The sequence below is a fragment of the Chromobacterium sphagni genome (assembly GCF_001855555.1).
GTDB lineage: Bacteria > Pseudomonadota > Gammaproteobacteria > Burkholderiales > Chromobacteriaceae > Chromobacterium > Chromobacterium sphagni.
This window is the reverse complement of record NZ_MKCT01000093.1, coordinates 1-14348: the sequence shown is the minus strand read 5'-3', so window position 1 is coordinate 14348 and position 14348 is coordinate 1. Positions and strand designations below refer to the sequence as shown.

Sequence of the window (14348 nt, the reverse complement as noted above, 5' to 3'; positions counted from 1 at the left end):
GTAACCGCCGGCCATGGTAAGCACCAGCGCGGCATCGTAGCGCCGGCAGGCCTCCATCACCATCCGGTCGCGTCTGGCCAGCCCTTCCCGGCTCAGTGCCAACCGGCCAAGCCGGTCGCCGCGGTAGGGGTCGGCGCCGGCCAAGTAAAACACCAGATCGGGCGCGGACTCGGCAAACAGCCGCGGCAGCGCATCGGCGAGGATGGATAGATAGCGGGCATCGCCGGTGCCGTCCGGCAGGTCGATGTCCAGGCTGCTGGCGCTGCGGCGGAACGGGAAATTGCGCGCGCCATGCATGGAGAAGGTGTAGACGCGCGGCTCGTCAGCGGTGATGGCGGCGGTGCCATTGCCCTGGTGCACGTCCAGATCTATCACCAGCACGCGGCGGGCGCGATCCTCGCTCAGCATCAGCAGGGCGGCGACGGCGACGTCGTTGAACACGCAGAAGCCGCTGCCGTGTTGGCGGCCGGCATGATGCGTGCCGCCTGCCAGGTTGACGCCGCAGCCGTCCAGCAGCGCGCTGCGGCTGGCGGCGACGGTGGCGCCGACCGAGCGGCAGCTGCGTTCGGCCAGCTGCGGAGACCATGGCAGGCCGATTTCGCGTTGCAGCCGAGCGTCCAGCGTGCCTTGCATCACTGCATCGATGTAGGCCGGATCGTGGGCCTGGGCCAGTTCGTTGGTGCTGGCGGCCGGCGCCGGCTCCATCCGCTCCGCGGCGAAGAGGGCTACACTATCGGCCAGCAGGCGGTATTTTTCCGCCGGGAAGCGGTGGCCGTCGGGCAAGGGCAGCGGGAACTGGTCGGTGCGGTAGATGCGCATCGCGGGCTCACCGAGCCGGCATCAGGCGGAAGCGCGGCACTTGTCGTCCCTCATGCGCAACCATCTCGTCGAACATGCTTGCAGGCCTGGTCCACAGGCTGTAGTCGCCGTAAAGCGCGCGGTAGACCACCATGGGCTCCAGCGTCTCCGAATGCTTGGCGATGCCCAGCACCTGGTAGAGCCGGCGGTCGCGGAAGTGCTGGTAGATTCCCTGTTCTGGCATGTGGGTTCCTGGGCTTGGCGGCAAGGGCTGGCGAGCATGCCGCAGGCCGCGATGATCGTCAAGAATGCCGGCTGTTCCAGTAATACACCCGGAAATCCTCGTCCAGCTTGAAGCCTTGGCTCTGGTACAGCTTTTGCGCGTCCAGATTGTCGTGGGCGGTCTGCAACATGATCTCGCCGCCGCCCATGTCGCGGGCGTATTGCTGGCAGCGCTGCGCCAGCATCTGGCCGAAGCCCTGGCCTCTGGCGTCGGGCGCGACGAACAGGTCGTGCAGCACCCAGCAAGGCTGCAGCGATAATGAGGAAAAACCGGTGTACATCATGGCAAAGCCCTGTGGGCGATTGTCCGTGCTGACGACGAAGGCCACGGCCTGGCGCCGGCGCAGCCTTTCGCTCAGAAAATCGAGGCATTGCTCCGGGGGCTGGCTGACCTTGTAGAAGGCCAGGTAGGAGGTGAACAGCGGCAACCAGCTGCCGACGGATTCCGGCGTGGCGATGTTGAGGGTGGTGGTCATCGACAATCTCCGTCATGTTCTTGTGGCGGCTGCGTTACAATAACGCCCTTTTTCAGTAGGTTAGACAATGAAGCTGGTGCTTGCCCCGATGGAGGGTCTGGTTGACGATGTGATGCGCGATGTGCTGACCCGCATCGGGGGCATAGACATGTGCGTTACCGAGTTCGTGCGGGTCACCTCGGCGCTGCTGCCTACACGCACTTTCCTGCGCCTGGCACCGGAGCTGGAGCGTGCGGGCAATACCCGCGCCGGCGTGCCGGTGCGGGTGCAGCTGCTGGGTTCGGATGCGGCCTGCCTGGCGGAAAACGGCGCCAAGGCCGCCAGCTTGGGCGCGCCGGGCGTGGACCTGAATTTCGGCTGCCCCGCGCCCTCTGTCAACCGCCATCGCGGCGGCGCTGTCCTGCTGAACGAGCCGGAGTTGTTGCACGAGATTGTTTCCGCCATGCGGCGAGCGGTGCCTGCCGGCATCCCGGTGACCGCCAAGATGCGGCTGGGCTACGAGGACAAGAGCCGGGCGCTGGAGTGCGCGCAGGCGATAGAAAGCGCCGGCGCCGCCGAGTTGACGGTGCATGGCCGCACCAAGGTGGAGGGCTACCGGCCGCCGGCGCATTGGGACTGGATCGCGCGCATTCGCGAGGCCATCGCCATTCCGGTCATCGCCAACGGCGAGGTATGGACGCTGGACGATTACCGGGCGATTCGGCAGGAAAGCGGTTGCGATACCGTGATGATAGGCCGCGGGCTGGTGGCGTGTCCGGACCTGGCGGCGCGAATCGTGGCGGGCGACGGCGCGGGTCCGATGGAGTGGGCCGTCATGATGCCCTGGGTGGCGGATTTCTTCCGCCAATGCTGGGAGAAGTCGGGTGAAAACCGCTACCCGGTGGCCAGGCTGAAACAGTGGCTGGGTTTGCTCAAGCGTACCTGGCCGGAGGCGGGGCAATTGTTCGAGGCCATACGCCGCGAGCAAGAGCCTGAAAGCATTCACGATATCCTGATGGCAAGGCTGGGTAAGTAGATATACTCATACCGCAAAGCGGGAACTATTGTTAACATCAAATGGCGTCTTGTTTTGGTATAAACAAGACGCTGTAATTTCTGCCGGCCAGCTCGGCTGCGGATCTTACACTTCCCCGATACCTTGCACCCCTCCCTCGCGGGAGGGATTTTTTTTATCTGCCGCCCGGGCTGTCTATAAAACAAAAAACTGGCGGAGATAGCATGGAACCCCTTCCCGCGGTCGGTTGGCTGGAACGGCTGATCCCAGCTGTCTGGTATGGCTCGCTGACGGTTTTTGTTGCCGTCACCGCAGCCTTCGCCCTGATGCTGTATCTGCTGCGGCCGGACAGCCGCAAACGGGTGCTGCGCACGCTGCTGATCACGCTGGCGGCCCTGCTGGTGGTCAACTTCAGCAGCCAGATCGCTCCGGGGCAAATGGTGCGCCAGGGGGCCGTGGTGGTGATGGGCCTGGCGCTGATCCGCTTGTGGGCGATGCTGCTGTTCCGACTGTTCATGCCCGTCCTGCGCCTGCATCCTCCCCGCATTCTGGAAGACATCCTGGTCACCGTCGGCTATGTCGGCTGGGGCTTGGTGTTGTTGCGGCTGGCGGGTCTGGATCTGAGCCACATCGTCACCACCTCCGCCGTGATTACCGCCGTGCTGGCTTTTTCCATGCAGGACACGCTGGGCAATATCCTGGCCGGCCTGTCGTTGCAATTCGATAACTCGGTGGAAATAGGCGACTGGGTCAAGGTGGGGGATCTGGTGGGACGGGTGGTGGAAATCAACTGGCGCGCCACCACAGTGGAAACCCGCAATTGGGAAACCTTGGTCATTCCCAACAGCGTGCTGATGAAGAACCACTTCGCCATATTGGGCAAGCGGCATGGCTGTCCCCAGCAATGGCGGCGCTGGGTGTGGTTCAACATCAACTGGGACACGCTGCCCACCCAGATCATCACCGTGGTGGAAAAGTCGCTGCGCGAGGCGCAGTTGCCCGGGGTGGCGCTGTCGCCTGAGCCCAATTGCATACTGATGGGTTTTGAAAACGGCTACAGCCGCTACGCGGTGCGCTACTGGCTGACCAATCTGGCGGCGGACGACCTGACCGACTCCATCGTCCGCACCCATATTGATGCGGCGCTGCGCCGCCACAACCTGCGCATGGCCTCGCCTTTTTACAATGTGCTGACCATCAAGGAAAACGAGAAGTACATGGAGGCGCGGATGAAGAAGCACCTGGAGGAGCGGGTGCTGGCGCTGCGCAAGGTGGAGCTGCTGTCCAGCCTGAACGACGAGGAAATGGTGGTGCTGGCCGATCAACTGAAGTTCACGCCCTTCGTCACCGGCGACATCATCATGCATCAAGGTTCGGTGGCGCATTGGCTGTACATCATGTTGTCAGGCGAAGTGGAGGTGTGGGTGAGCATGCCGGACGGCAGCCGCAAGCTGGTGGATGTGCTGAAGGCGGGCAGTTTTTTCGGCGAGATGGGGTTGATGACCGGCGAGTCCCGCTCCGGGACGGTCATCGCCCGCTCCAATGTCGAGTGCCTGCGGCTGGACAAGGAGGCGTTTCAGACCATTCTGGTATCGCGCAAGGAGTTGGCGGAAACCATCTCGTCCATCCTGGCCGAGCGTCTGGAGGAGCGACGCAATCGGATGCCGGAGGAGTTGTTGGCCGGCGATGGCGAAGCCCCGCGCCGCGGCGAGCTGGTGGAGCGCATCCGTAATTTCTTCGGCCTGAGCAAGCATTGACTGGTGTCTTGTATGCGCCCGCCGACACGCGGTTCGGCAACTGCGTGACACCAGGTTAGACAAACTGCACCGGCATGAAAAAATTGCGTCCCGGCCGGCTCACCAGCACTTGCGGCTGGCCCTCTATCATGGCGCGGTAAGGCCTTGGCAGCCGTTTCCAGTCGTTGAATTTCATCTTGATGCAATCGCTTGGCTTGCCCATCTGACTCTCCTCCAGACTAATCCACCTTGTGGATGACATTGGTCACCACGCCCCAGATCAAGAACGAAGCGTCCTCCGGCACGGGGATGGGTTGGTAGGCCGGGTTCTCCGGCAGCAGCCGCAGGCCGTTGGCGCTTTTTTCCAGCCTTTTCACAGTCAGTTCGCCATTGAGCGCGGCCACCACCACCTTGCCGTTGCGCGGCTCGCGGCTGCGTTCCACCAACAGCAGGTCGCCGTCATGGATGCCTGCGCCCTGCATCGAATCACCTTTCACCGTCACCATGAAGGTATCGCCGGGGCGGCTGACCAGGTGGGCGTTGAGGTCGATGTCCGCTTCCTTCAGGTCATCGGTCGGCACCGGCGAGCCGGCTGGCACGCTGCCGGCGAACAAGGGCAGCGACAGCTCGCTCAACTGCTTGCCCAAGGTGCGGAAATTGCCGGCTTCTTGGCTGTTGGCGGTACGCCAGCTGCGGTAGTCGTCCAGCCACTGCCGCAGGATGGGTTTGAGCGGTTCCGGCACGCGCAGGGGGACGGTCTTGTCGCCGCCGAAGGCGGACTTTCGCCCGGCGCCGTCGCGTTTGCCGCCGCGTTGCTTGTCTTTGTCTTGTTTCATATTTTGATTTTGTACATTATCAAAATGAAAAGCAAGCATGATGGCGATTTTTCCATCCGACGCTGTTCAGTGCCGCTGGCCGAGCAGGAAAACCAAGGCTTGCGGGTGTTGGCTGTCCGCCACAGCGGCCAGTGCGATGCCTGATTCCCTCCCCCCGGGTTGCGGCATGGCTGGAGGAGCCAGTCGAGACGCGGCACGGCTTGTGCGCGGCGGAAATTTGTTATACGTTTCGTTTATTGAACGTATATGGAACGGATATGGGCATAGTCAAGATTTCCGAGCAGATGCATGACAATCTGCGTACTGCCAGCGAGGCGCTGAGCCGTTCGATCAACTCCCAGGCCGAACACTGGCTGCGCATAGGCATGCTTGCCGAGCTGCACCCGGACCTGCGCTACAGTGAAATCTGCCAATTGCTGCTGCGCTCCAGCCAGGAGGGGCATCCGCTCGATCTGCAACATAAGGCGACGGAGACGGCGCGATGAGCGGGGTGAAGATCAAGTCGCCTGCCGACGTGGCCAAAGCGCGCGAGGCGGGCAAGCTGGTGGCGGAGCTGCTGGCGATGATAGGCGAGCATGTGCGGCCGGGCGTCAGCACCGAGGAACTGGATGCTATCTGCCGCGAGCACATCGTCAAGGCGCAGCGCGCCATTCCGGCCAATATCGGCTACTACGGCTATCCCAAGACCATCTGCGCCTCGGTCAATCAGGTGGTGTGCCATGGCATTCCGTCGGAAAAGCAGATATTGCAGGACGGCGACATCGTCAATATCGACGTGGCGGTGATCAAGGACGGCTGGCACGGTGACAGCAGCCGTATGTACTTTGTCGGCGCGCCCAGGCCCGAGGCGAAGAGGCTGGTGGAAACCTGCCATCAGGCGATGTGGGCCGGCATTCGCGAAGTACGCCCCGGCGCCACGCTGGGCGATGTCGGCCACGCGATCCAGACCGTCACCCAGCAGGCCGGGTTCAGCGTGGTGCGCGAGTACTGCGGCCACGGCATAGGCAAGGTTTACCACGAGGAGCCGGAGGTGCTGCATTACGGCCGGCGCGGCGCCGGCCTCAGGCTCAAGCCCGGCATGGTGTTCACCATCGAGCCCATGATCAACGCCGGCAAGGCGCCCACCCGCCAGCTAGGCGACGGTTGGACAGTGGTGACGCAGGACGGCTCCTGGTCGGCGCAGTGGGAACATATGGTAGCCGTGACCAACAATGGCTTCGAAGTGCTGACGTCGTGGCCGGACGGCGAGAGCGGCTATCCGGCGCTTGGCTGAGCCATGTCGCGCTCCGAACGTCTGTTGGATTTGCTGCAGCTGCTGCGCCGCCATCGTTATCCCGTGACCGCCGCCGCGCTGGCGGCGCAACTGGGCATCAGCGTGCGCACCGTGTACCGCGACATCGCCAGCCTGCAGTTGCAAGGGGCCGACATCGCCGGCGAGCCGGGGCTGGGCTACCAGCTGCGTCCCGGTTTCCTGTTGCCGCCCTTGATGTTTGCCGAGGAAGAGCTGGAGGCATTGGTGCTGGGCATGCGCTGGGTGGCAAAGCGGGCCGACGCCAGGCTGGTGGATGCCGCCGGCAATGCGCTGGCCAAGGTGGCGGCGGTGCTGCCTGCCGATCTGCGCTTGCAGCTGGAGGATGCGGCTTTGCTGGTGGGGCCGGCGTACGCATCGCCCACCGGCGTGGACATGGCGAGGTTGCGCGACGCCATTCGACAACAGATCAAGCTGATTCTGCTCTACCGGGATGCCAAGGGGGAGGAGAGCGAGCGGGTGGTGTGGCCGTTCGCGCTGGGCTTCTTCGAAAGGGCGCAGGTGTTGGCGGCCTGGTGCGAGTTGCGGCGGGATTTCCGCCATTTCCGCTGCGATCAGATGCAACAGTGCGAAAGCCTCGATGAGCGCTACCCGCGCCGCCGCCAGGCATTGCTGAGGGAATGGCGGAAGCAGCAGGGCATCGCTGAGGACGCAGTTTGACGCCCACGGCGCCGCCGGGGCGTCGCCGATAAGGCCAGGCAAGCGCCTGCGGCGATGCGAACCGGCGGGTTTTAAGCGGGCCAGAGGTGTTCGGCAGCGTGTTGCGCCAGGTAGGCGTCCAGATCCGCGCCGCCGATATTCAGCGCGGCGAGAATTCCCGCCATGAAACTGACTGGAGCGGTGCCTGGGGCGGTGACGACACCCTGATCGGCAACCGCGTAGGGAACATCCTGATAGCAAGCGGCTCCGGCGTAGTTCGGCACCGACAGGTTTTCTGCCGAGTTGGACGTATGGCTGACGGTATCCAGCACGCCCGCTTGCGCCAGCACGCGGGTGCCGTCGCAAATGCCGGCAACCACGATGTTTCTGGCGTGGGCGGCGGCAACCAGGGCTGTGATGTCAGGGGCTTGGTCGGTTTGCCAGATGGTGCCGCCGCAAACGATCAGCAGGTCAAGCTCATCCAGCCGGATCGACTCTATCGCCAGATGCGGGGTGACCATCATGCCGCCCGAGGATGTCACCGGCGCGCCGCCGGGGGCGGCGAAGTGTATGTCGAAGCCGTAATAGCCACGACCGGCGGAGTTGATCAGGGCGGTTTCCCAGTCGGAAAAATTCTCGGTGATGATGGTGATGGCGCGTGTCATGAGGATTGCCCTTAATTAAGCTTTGAGTGGATGCCCGAGGCGTTGCCGCGTTTATCGGGCATCCAAACGTAAGCCATGCCTGAGTCAATTTCTGTCAGCAGCCTTGGCTTTCGGAGGAACCGAACCGGCTGTCGCCCGGCTTTTACTCCTTGCGCTCGGAAACGGCGTTCCATAGTGCCAGCGTCAGATGGATGGCGAGGCTGAGCCAGGCATTGAGCAGCGCCAATCGGGTGGCCAGCGCATAGCACAGCAGTTCCAGCCGGTAGCGCCGGTTGGTGGTGCGCATGCCGCGCGGATGCGGATTGGGCGCCAGCAGCTCAGGCTGGCGGTAGCCCGGGCGCCAGAACAGGTTGTAGGTAAAGGAGTTGAACACCTGCGTGGCGCCGTAGAACATCGTCGCCACCGTCCGCATTTCCGGCTTGGCCAGGTATTCCGCCAGCACCGCGGTGGGATAAGGCAGGAAGCTTTACGCCCAGCAGCAACAGATTGGCCAGCAGCTGCCGGTTCACCCGGCGAATATATTTGAACAGCGCGTGGTGGTTGGCCCACATGATGCCTATGGTCACGAAACTGATGGCGAAGCCGGTGTAGCTGGGTCTGTGCTGCGCCAGGGCCTGCCACAATTCTCCTTCGCGCAGGATTTTGTCCGCGGCGGGCACCTTGATTTCCAGTATCGGCAGCGTGATGGCGATGGCGAACACGCCATCGCTGAAGGCTTCCAGCCGGGTGGTGCTAATTGTTCATGGTGGTCTCGGCCGAGGCGAAAAATGGAGGCGCATGGACTGCGCCTCCATCCATTCTAGGAAGTACCGGTCTTGCTTACAGGTGGGTGTGGAAGAATGCGTCCAGCTTGGCCACCGACGGCGCCACGTATTGCTCGCGGTCGTACAGGTCGATGTGGCTGGCTCCCTCCAGCAGGAGCAGCTCCTTGGGCTGCTGCGCCCTGTCGTAAGCCAGTTGGCTGAAGTAGCGGGTATCCGCCCGGCTGCCGGCGATCAGCAGCAGCGGGTGCGGCGCGATCCTCTCCACATGGTCGAACGAGGAATAGGCGGTGATGCGGTCTATGCTGCGGAACAAGTAACGGTTGGGCGAGTTGGGATGCTGGGCGCGGGCGGTGCGGTAATAGTCGGTTCCTTCCGCATACAGGCTGGGGGTGCTTGCGCTCACGTCGGCGGGCGTGTGCGGCAAGATGGGGTCGTAGCGCGGCGCGCCGCCCTGGGCCTCTAGGGTGCGCTCGCGGCCCACTTGTTCCAGCAGTTGCTTAAGCGCTTCAGTGCTGCCGCCGCCGCCCAGTCCTTCGCGGAAAAACAGGCCGATGTCGACGGCGCTGATGGCCGCAACCGCCCGGATGCGGCGTTCGGTCTGAGCGGCCTTGACTACATAGCCGCCAGAGGCGCAAATGCCCAGCGCGCCGATGCGTTGCGGATCGACCTGTTCATGGGTGGATAGGTAGCTTACCGCGCTGCTGATGTCTTCCAGTCGCGCCGCCGGGTCTTCCAGCAGGCGCGGTTCGCCTTCGCTCTCGCCTTGGTGGCTGGCACCGAAGGCTAGCGCGATGAAGCCGCGCTCGGACAGTTTTTGCGCGTACAGGCCGGCGGTCTGCTCCTTGACGCCGCCAAACTGGTGGCTGACGGCGATGGCGGCGCGCTTCTCGCCAGGCTGGATGTCGACGGGCAGGTAAGGATGGTCGGCCATTTTCAGGCCGTTGTTGTTGAACCGGATGCTGGTTTTCATGGATGCTCTCTTGGTGAAGGCGGCGGGCGGCTGCCCTATGTCCGACAAGGTAGGGCAGGCGCCCCGGGGCGGATAGGGAGAGCGGTTCCTGGGAAAGTTATTCCCTGTTTGCGGAACAGGAGTTATGAAATGATGCGGCGATGAGCACAAACAACGAATTGGGCGAATTCCTGCGCGCGCGCCGCGCGCAACTGCGGCCGGCCGATGTGGGCGTGCCGGAACTTGGCTACCCGCGCCGGGTGCCGGGGCTGCGCCGCGAGGAAGTGGCGCAATTGGCCGGCGTCAGCATCGACTATTACACCCGCCTGGAGCAGGGGAGGCTGTCGCCGTCCCGCTCCGCGCTGGCGGCCATCGCCCGCAGCTTGCGGCTGAATGAAGACCAGGAAAATTATCTGTTGAGCCTGGCGCGTCACGGCGGCATCCGCCGCTACCGCTACGCCACGCAAAAGGCCGGCGAGCAGACGCTGCGCTTGCTGCGGCAATTGCGCGACACGCCGGCCATCGTCATTGGCCGCCACATGGACGTGCTGGCCTGGAATGCGCCCGCCGAGGCCTTGTACCTGGACTTTGCCGTCATTCCTCCCTAACAGCGCAATCTGATCCGCTTGTCCTTTCTCGATCCGGCGGTGCATGGCCTGTATCTGGATTGGGAAAGCAACGGTCTGACTCAGCCCGATTGCCAGCCGGTTCGCGCCGCCCATGGTCCACCGCCGGGTCCTTGATGTCGGGATAGCGGTCCGGATCGGCCAAGTGGGCAGCCCGCCGCCGCTTCAACTCGCCGTAGGCTGCGGACGTGGCGGGATGGGCGCGCAGATAGTCGCGGAACGGCAATGCATAGCGCTGGTTGGCGCTGCCGGCCCGGCGCACATGGATGTGGGCGCGGCGCTGGCCGACGAGCTCGCGGAAGAACAATTTTCGCTAATCGTCATCCGCGCCGGCGCATGATCCTGTTTGACCGGCCTATGAACGAATCCGCCTGCCGCCAGGCTTGCGATCACCGCGTCGTCCAGATCCGCCACCGCGACCTGGACGTCGATCACGCCCTTGGCCGCCAAACCCGGCACCGCGGTGTAGCCGATGTGGTCGATCCGCAGCGCCAGCGCCCCCGGCGTGGCCTGCAGTTGCCCGGCGGTCCGTTGGAACTCCTCCGGCCAGCGCGGCTGGTGTTCGATGATTTCCAGCATAGGCGCGCTCAGCGCAGGCGTTCCGAGAAATGATGGCAGACGATGTCCATGTTCTGGTTCAGATAGAAACGGTGCGCGCGGTGGCGTTGCACGCCGGAGTCCAGGTGGAGCTCGGCGCAGCCTTCTTCTTTGGCCAGCTGGCGCAGCCAGGCCATCATGGCGGCGTCGTGGCCGTGCGAGCGCGCGGCCTCGTCGGTGGCCAGGTCGTCCACGTACAGGCTTTTTCCCATCGCCAGGTTGAGGCCGATGCGAAAGCCGGCTACGCAGGCCACCCTGCCATCCTGTTGCAGATAGGCCAGCCGATAGCCTTCCGCCATCTTCGCGCGCACGGTTTCGACAAAGCGCTCTGCCCGCAGGGGCAGGCGCAATTGCCGCATCACGGCGAAGCAGCCGGCGATCTCGTGGTCTTCAAGCGCTTGATTGATCATGTTTTTCTCCTCTTGTTCTTATGCGATATGGCTGTGCCCCCAGGCAAGCAGGCTGGAGCTGGCTGCCAAACGTAATACTCCAGTTCCGCTGGAGATCTCACGTTGCAACTGGTGTGTTTGTATGCCTGTGGCAGCGTCAGGTAGTCGTGCCAGTCCGGGATATCGTCCAGCCGAAAGGGGCGGAGGATGGCCGCGGGGTGATCTGGCCTGCGCATTGCGGTGAACAGCATGATGTTGCCCTTGATTCCCGCATTACGGGTCAGCGCGGATCTGGCGCGGCTTCGACGCCGAGATATTGCCTGCCGCTGGCTGTGATGCGGCGAGCAGATCGACGGCATAGAAGAATTCGCTGGAACCATCCTTGTTGAGGTTATCGAGCGCGCCGATTTTTTGCCAGCCTAATTGCTGGAACATCCTTTGGCTGGCGATACACCAATCCTCGGTGGAGGAAATCAGCTTCCTGCCCTCCGCGCGCTGCTGGATCGCGGCCACTAGTTTCAAGGCCCCGCCCCGCCGGCGGAAGGCCTTGTCCGTGCAAAGATAAGTCAGCAGCGGTTGGCCTGGCAGGCCTTGGGGTTGATGGCTGGCATAGTCGGTGTGACCATCCCATTACAGACCATCGGCCACTTCGTGTCGCCGACAGCCGCCCATTTCGTCAAGGGCCTGGAGGGCGGGCAGGTCTTGAATCGATGCTTTGCGTATCAGCATGGGTAGTTGTCGCTTGGCGCGGATGCATGGAGCGTGGCGCTGCCGGGAGGCGAGACGGGAGGGCGCATGATTTTGTTTGTATGAGAAATATTTTTATGCCATGTGATTTTGCTTGTTTTGCATTTTGGCGCAAGCGGCAGAACGGGAGCTGTAGGACCGTGAATGGATCAGAAGACGGCGCCGCTCCAGTTGCTGTGGTCTGGAGCGGGCATCGTGACGCAGGAGAATGCCTGATCAGGGCAGCGCTGCCCAGCCGTGGTAGCCGACATACAGGCCGACCAGCACGATCAGGCCGCTGGAAAAGTAGGGAGCTTTGCGGGTGAGGTCGCCAAAGCCGCTCCAGTGGCTGGAGACATGCTTCACGCTGACGGCGGCTAACACACCGGAGGCCACCATGGTTAGGGCCAGGCCTATGCTGAAACACAGCGCCAGTGCCGCGCCCAGCGCCACTTTCTTCAACTGCAGGCAGAGTAGTAGAACGGTGATGGAAGCGGGGCAGGGAATCAGGCCGCCGGTCAGGCCGAACATCACGATCTGGCCGGTGCTGACTTCGCGATTGGCGAAGCGGCGGCGAATGTCGTTGGCGTGCGCCAGTTCATGCGGGTCCTGGTATCCGGCCGCGGAAGCGTCTAGGCCGGCGACATCCGCCGTCGCGTGGTGATGGCGCTCGATGAATTCCACATCGTAGTCATGGCTGTGGCGATCGTGGCCCAGGCTCAGGCGAGCCATGAACTGGTGCGGTTCGGGGATGTCCTGCTCCGACTCGATAAAGCCGTCGCGCTGGATAAAGGAGAAGCGCTGGCGGTTGCCGTCCGGCCGCTCGGTCTCCATTTTTACCTGCGCCACCGGCCAAGCGTGGCCGTGGCTGTCCTCTCGGTACAGGCGGAAGCGCGGCGGCGCGCCTTGTTCGAATATTTCCAGCCTAATCTTGCCGTGACCGGTATCTATGATCCGGCTTTCGTCGGGCTGGTTGCCGTGATGTTCATGATTGTGCACGCGCTCGGCGAGCAGATTGCGCCTAGTCCGCCATATCATCCAGGTCGCCACGGCGATGATCAATGCCGCCGAGGCCAGTTGGAAGTAGGGCTCGGCGGTTTCCATGCTCCAGTTGCGGCCGAAATACAGGCCGGTCATTGCTACTGCCCAGACTACGGCAGTGTGGGATAGGGTGGCTGACAAGCCGAGCAGAATGGCTTGGCCTATGGTGCCGCGCACCGCCACGATGAAGGCGGCCATCATGGTTTTGGAATGGCCGGGCTCCAGGCCGTGCAAGGCGCCCAGCAGGATGGCGCTGGGGATGAACAGCCAGGCATTGCCTTGTTGCAGCAGGGTGGAAAAGTTGGTCATGCGGTGTTCTTTCGGCGTGGCGATGCGGTCGCATTATACTGCCCCCCAGTATAAGCATGCTACCCTTCGGTATCGTTTTTCGTATTCGAGTAGAAACGCATGGCGCATACCATCCGAGACAAAACCAAATTGCTGGCGCGGGTTCGGCGCATTCAGGGCCAGGCCGCCGCGCTGGAAAAGCGGTTGGACGAGGGAGGCGAGGACTGCGGCGCGGTGCTGCAGCAGATCGCGGCAATCCGCGGCGCGGTGAACGGGTTGATGGCGGCAGTGATAGAAGGCCATCTGACCGAGCATCTGGTGAATGAGCCCGAGCCAGCGCAAAGACAGCAGGACCTGGATGCGGTTCTGCAGGTGCTCAAGTCATATCTGAAATAGCCGGTCGGCAAGGACGTGACCCTGGCGATGGCTGGGCGTTTATTCACATAAAGACGACCTGCGCTTGCGCTTGGCCAGAGGGATTCTGGCGCGGGCGGCTCATGGCGTGTCGCATAGATTGGCGTAGACGCGTTGCAGGAAGCTGACGAAAGCTGCTTCCTCATCGGCGCTGAAGCCAGCCATCGCCTTAGCGTTGCCTTCCGCCATTGCCGGCAGCGCCTGCGACAGGCTCTCCAGCGCGGTATTCGTCGCTTCCGCCCGTTGCGCACGCTGGTTGGCGGGGTCTTGCTTGCGCCGGATCAACTGGCCGCGCTCCAGCCTAGCCAGCGTTTGTGCCATCGAGGGCTGCTCCATCTGCAGCAGGCGAGCCAGTTCCGTCTGGGTGGAGGCTTCGCCGTTTTTCAGCGCCGCCAGCACGGCAAGCTGGCCATGGCCCATCGATGCGCTGCCGCCTGGTTTATTTACCGTCCATGATCCTGGCCAGGCTGGCGGCTGGCGGCGCGCCCTGCGCTTTCTGCAGCGCCCCGCCTACGTCGCTGTAGAAGATGGCGGGGGTGGCGAACGCGCCGAAGCGCTCCATCAACTGATGGTTGGCGGCCAGCTTGTCCGCCACCGTTTGGGGAGCTTGGCCAGCGGCTTGACGCCGCCGCCGGCGTGTTGCAGCTCGTGGCGGTTCAGCGCCGCCGCCGGGTCGGCGTCCGCGAGGAGGGCGGCGGCTTTGCCGAGGCTGTCCGGTTGAATGATTCCGATCAGGATATGGCGGATCTGCACTTTGCCGGCCTTCACCCAAGGGCGGGCGTCGCTCCAGAACTTGTTGCAGTAAGGGCAGTTGGGATC

The 14348-nt window shown here is 63.3% G+C and carries 22 protein-coding genes and 2 pseudogenes; 7 read left to right on the top strand and 17 right to left on the bottom strand.

The window, feature by feature from the left end:
• From BI344_RS22190 to BI344_RS22180, 3 genes are all read right to left on the bottom strand, one after another.
• On the bottom strand, positions 1–819 hold an 819-nt coding region (locus BI344_RS22190), incomplete at its 3' end, for a histone deacetylase family protein (protein ID WP_071114961.1).
• 7 nt (positions 820–826) lie between these two features.
• Positions 827–1042, bottom strand: a complete 216-nt coding sequence (locus BI344_RS22185; protein WP_071114960.1) for a DUF1653 domain-containing protein — start codon at positions 1040–1042, stop codon at positions 827–829.
• Positions 1043–1100: 58 nt separating this feature from the next.
• Positions 1101–1556 carry a GNAT family N-acetyltransferase gene (locus tag BI344_RS22180; RefSeq protein ID WP_071114959.1) on the bottom strand — a complete coding sequence of 152 codons (456 nt, stop codon included), beginning with the start codon at positions 1554–1556 and terminating at the stop codon, positions 1101–1103.
• A 67-nt stretch (positions 1557–1623) separates the two neighbouring features.
• Between BI344_RS22180 and BI344_RS22175 the strand changes: the two genes are divergently transcribed.
• Positions 1624–2571: a tRNA dihydrouridine synthase gene (locus BI344_RS22175; RefSeq protein WP_071114958.1), complete on the top strand. Its 948-nt coding sequence runs from the start codon at positions 1624–1626 to the stop codon at positions 2569–2571.
• A 203-nt stretch (positions 2572–2774) separates the two neighbouring features.
• Complete coding sequence (locus tag BI344_RS22170; protein ID WP_071114957.1) at positions 2775–4307, top strand: mechanosensitive ion channel family protein; 1533 nt, start codon at positions 2775–2777, stop codon at positions 4305–4307.
• A 55-nt stretch (positions 4308–4362) separates the two neighbouring features.
• Here BI344_RS22170 and BI344_RS24650 read toward each other — a convergent pair whose 3' ends face one another.
• On the bottom strand, positions 4363–4509 hold the full coding sequence (locus BI344_RS24650) for a hypothetical protein (RefSeq protein WP_167359420.1): 147 nt from the start codon (positions 4507–4509) through the stop codon (positions 4363–4365).
• Positions 4510–4525: 16 nt separating this feature from the next.
• Entirely contained in the window at positions 4526–5122 is a 597-nt protein-coding gene (locus BI344_RS22165) for a LexA family protein (RefSeq protein WP_071114956.1), read from the bottom strand.
• 257 nt (positions 5123–5379) lie between these two features.
• On the opposite strand from BI344_RS22165, the gene BI344_RS22160 reads away from it, so the two are divergent.
• The 3 genes from BI344_RS22160 to BI344_RS22150 are packed head-to-tail and all read left to right on the top strand — an operon-like array spanning position 5380 to position 7091.
• Complete coding sequence (locus BI344_RS22160; RefSeq protein ID WP_071114955.1) at positions 5380–5607, top strand: ParD-like family protein; 228 nt, start codon at positions 5380–5382, stop codon at positions 5605–5607.
• Positions 5604–6395 (top strand): type I methionyl aminopeptidase, encoded by a 792-nt coding sequence (gene map / locus BI344_RS22155; protein ID WP_071114954.1) that lies wholly within the window; start codon positions 5604–5606, stop codon positions 6393–6395. The genes BI344_RS22160 and map overlap by 4 nt, the downstream gene beginning before the upstream one ends.
• Before the next feature lie 3 nt (positions 6396–6398).
• Positions 6399–7091 carry a helix-turn-helix transcriptional regulator gene (locus tag BI344_RS22150; protein ID WP_071114953.1) on the top strand — a complete coding sequence of 231 codons (693 nt, stop codon included), beginning with the start codon at positions 6399–6401 and terminating at the stop codon, positions 7089–7091.
• 71 nt (positions 7092–7162) lie between these two features.
• On the opposite strand, the gene BI344_RS22145 is transcribed toward BI344_RS22150, so the two are convergent.
• The 4 genes and pseudogenes from BI344_RS22145 to BI344_RS22135 form a co-directional block, all read right to left on the bottom strand.
• Positions 7163–7735 (bottom strand): type 1 glutamine amidotransferase family protein, encoded by a 573-nt coding sequence (locus BI344_RS22145; RefSeq protein WP_071114952.1) that lies wholly within the window; start codon positions 7733–7735, stop codon positions 7163–7165.
• Positions 7736–7877: 142 nt separating this feature from the next.
• Entirely contained in the window at positions 7878–8177 is a 300-nt protein-coding gene (locus BI344_RS24510; RefSeq protein ID WP_071114951.1) for a hypothetical protein, read from the bottom strand.
• Between the two features lie 43 nt (positions 8178–8220).
• Positions 8221–8457, bottom strand: a pseudogene (locus BI344_RS26265) (TMEM175 family protein); the annotation flags it as partial.
• Positions 8458–8554: 97 nt separating this feature from the next.
• Positions 8555–9469 carry an alpha/beta hydrolase gene (locus BI344_RS22135; RefSeq protein WP_071114950.1) on the bottom strand — a complete coding sequence of 305 codons (915 nt, stop codon included), beginning with the start codon at positions 9467–9469 and terminating at the stop codon, positions 8555–8557.
• 140 nt (positions 9470–9609) lie between these two features.
• Between BI344_RS22135 and BI344_RS22130 the strand changes: the two genes are divergently transcribed.
• The gene (locus BI344_RS22130) at positions 9610–10056 is read left to right on the top strand and encodes a helix-turn-helix domain-containing protein (protein ID WP_071114949.1); all 447 of its coding nucleotides are present in this window, start codon (positions 9610–9612) and stop codon (positions 10054–10056) included.
• Here the strand turns inward: BI344_RS22130 and BI344_RS26260 are convergent.
• The 5 genes from BI344_RS26260 to BI344_RS22110 all read right to left on the bottom strand — a co-directional run bounded on the left by BI344_RS26260 (position 10043) and on the right by BI344_RS22110 (position 13136).
• Positions 10043–10336: a GrpB family protein gene (locus BI344_RS26260; RefSeq protein ID WP_206600461.1), complete on the bottom strand. Its 294-nt coding sequence runs from the start codon at positions 10334–10336 to the stop codon at positions 10043–10045. The genes BI344_RS22130 and BI344_RS26260 overlap by 14 nt on opposite strands.
• Complete coding sequence (locus BI344_RS22125) at positions 10240–10653, bottom strand: GrpB family protein (RefSeq protein ID WP_071114948.1); 414 nt, start codon at positions 10651–10653, stop codon at positions 10240–10242. Before BI344_RS22125 ends, BI344_RS26260 begins: the two co-directional genes overlap by 97 nt.
• A gap of 8 nt (positions 10654–10661) precedes the next feature.
• Positions 10662–11081 (bottom strand): GNAT family N-acetyltransferase, encoded by a 420-nt coding sequence (locus tag BI344_RS22120; RefSeq protein WP_071114947.1) that lies wholly within the window; start codon positions 11079–11081, stop codon positions 10662–10664.
• 252 nt (positions 11082–11333) lie between these two features.
• Positions 11334–11582 (bottom strand): hypothetical protein, encoded by a 249-nt coding sequence (locus tag BI344_RS22115; RefSeq protein WP_139167118.1) that lies wholly within the window; start codon positions 11580–11582, stop codon positions 11334–11336.
• Between the two features lie 441 nt (positions 11583–12023).
• Positions 12024–13136: a nickel/cobalt efflux protein RcnA gene (locus BI344_RS22110; protein ID WP_071114945.1), complete on the bottom strand. Its 1113-nt coding sequence runs from the start codon at positions 13134–13136 to the stop codon at positions 12024–12026.
• Between the two features lie 99 nt (positions 13137–13235).
• Between BI344_RS22110 and BI344_RS22105 the strand changes: the two genes are divergently transcribed.
• Entirely contained in the window at positions 13236–13511 is a 276-nt protein-coding gene (locus tag BI344_RS22105) for a metal/formaldehyde-sensitive transcriptional repressor (protein WP_071114944.1), read from the top strand.
• A gap of 99 nt (positions 13512–13610) precedes the next feature.
• On the opposite strand, the gene BI344_RS22100 is transcribed toward BI344_RS22105, so the two are convergent.
• From BI344_RS22100 to BI344_RS24500, 3 genes and pseudogenes are all read right to left on the bottom strand, one after another.
• The gene (locus BI344_RS22100) at positions 13611–13949 is read right to left on the bottom strand and encodes a MarR family winged helix-turn-helix transcriptional regulator (RefSeq protein ID WP_071114943.1); all 339 of its coding nucleotides are present in this window, start codon (positions 13947–13949) and stop codon (positions 13611–13613) included.
• A gap of 19 nt (positions 13950–13968) precedes the next feature.
• Complete coding sequence (locus BI344_RS25950; protein WP_277620480.1) at positions 13969–14091, bottom strand: hypothetical protein; 123 nt, start codon at positions 14089–14091, stop codon at positions 13969–13971.
• Positions 14091–14348, bottom strand: a pseudogene (locus tag BI344_RS24500) (hypothetical protein); the annotation flags it as partial. The pseudogene BI344_RS24500 and the gene BI344_RS25950, both read right to left, overlap by 1 nt.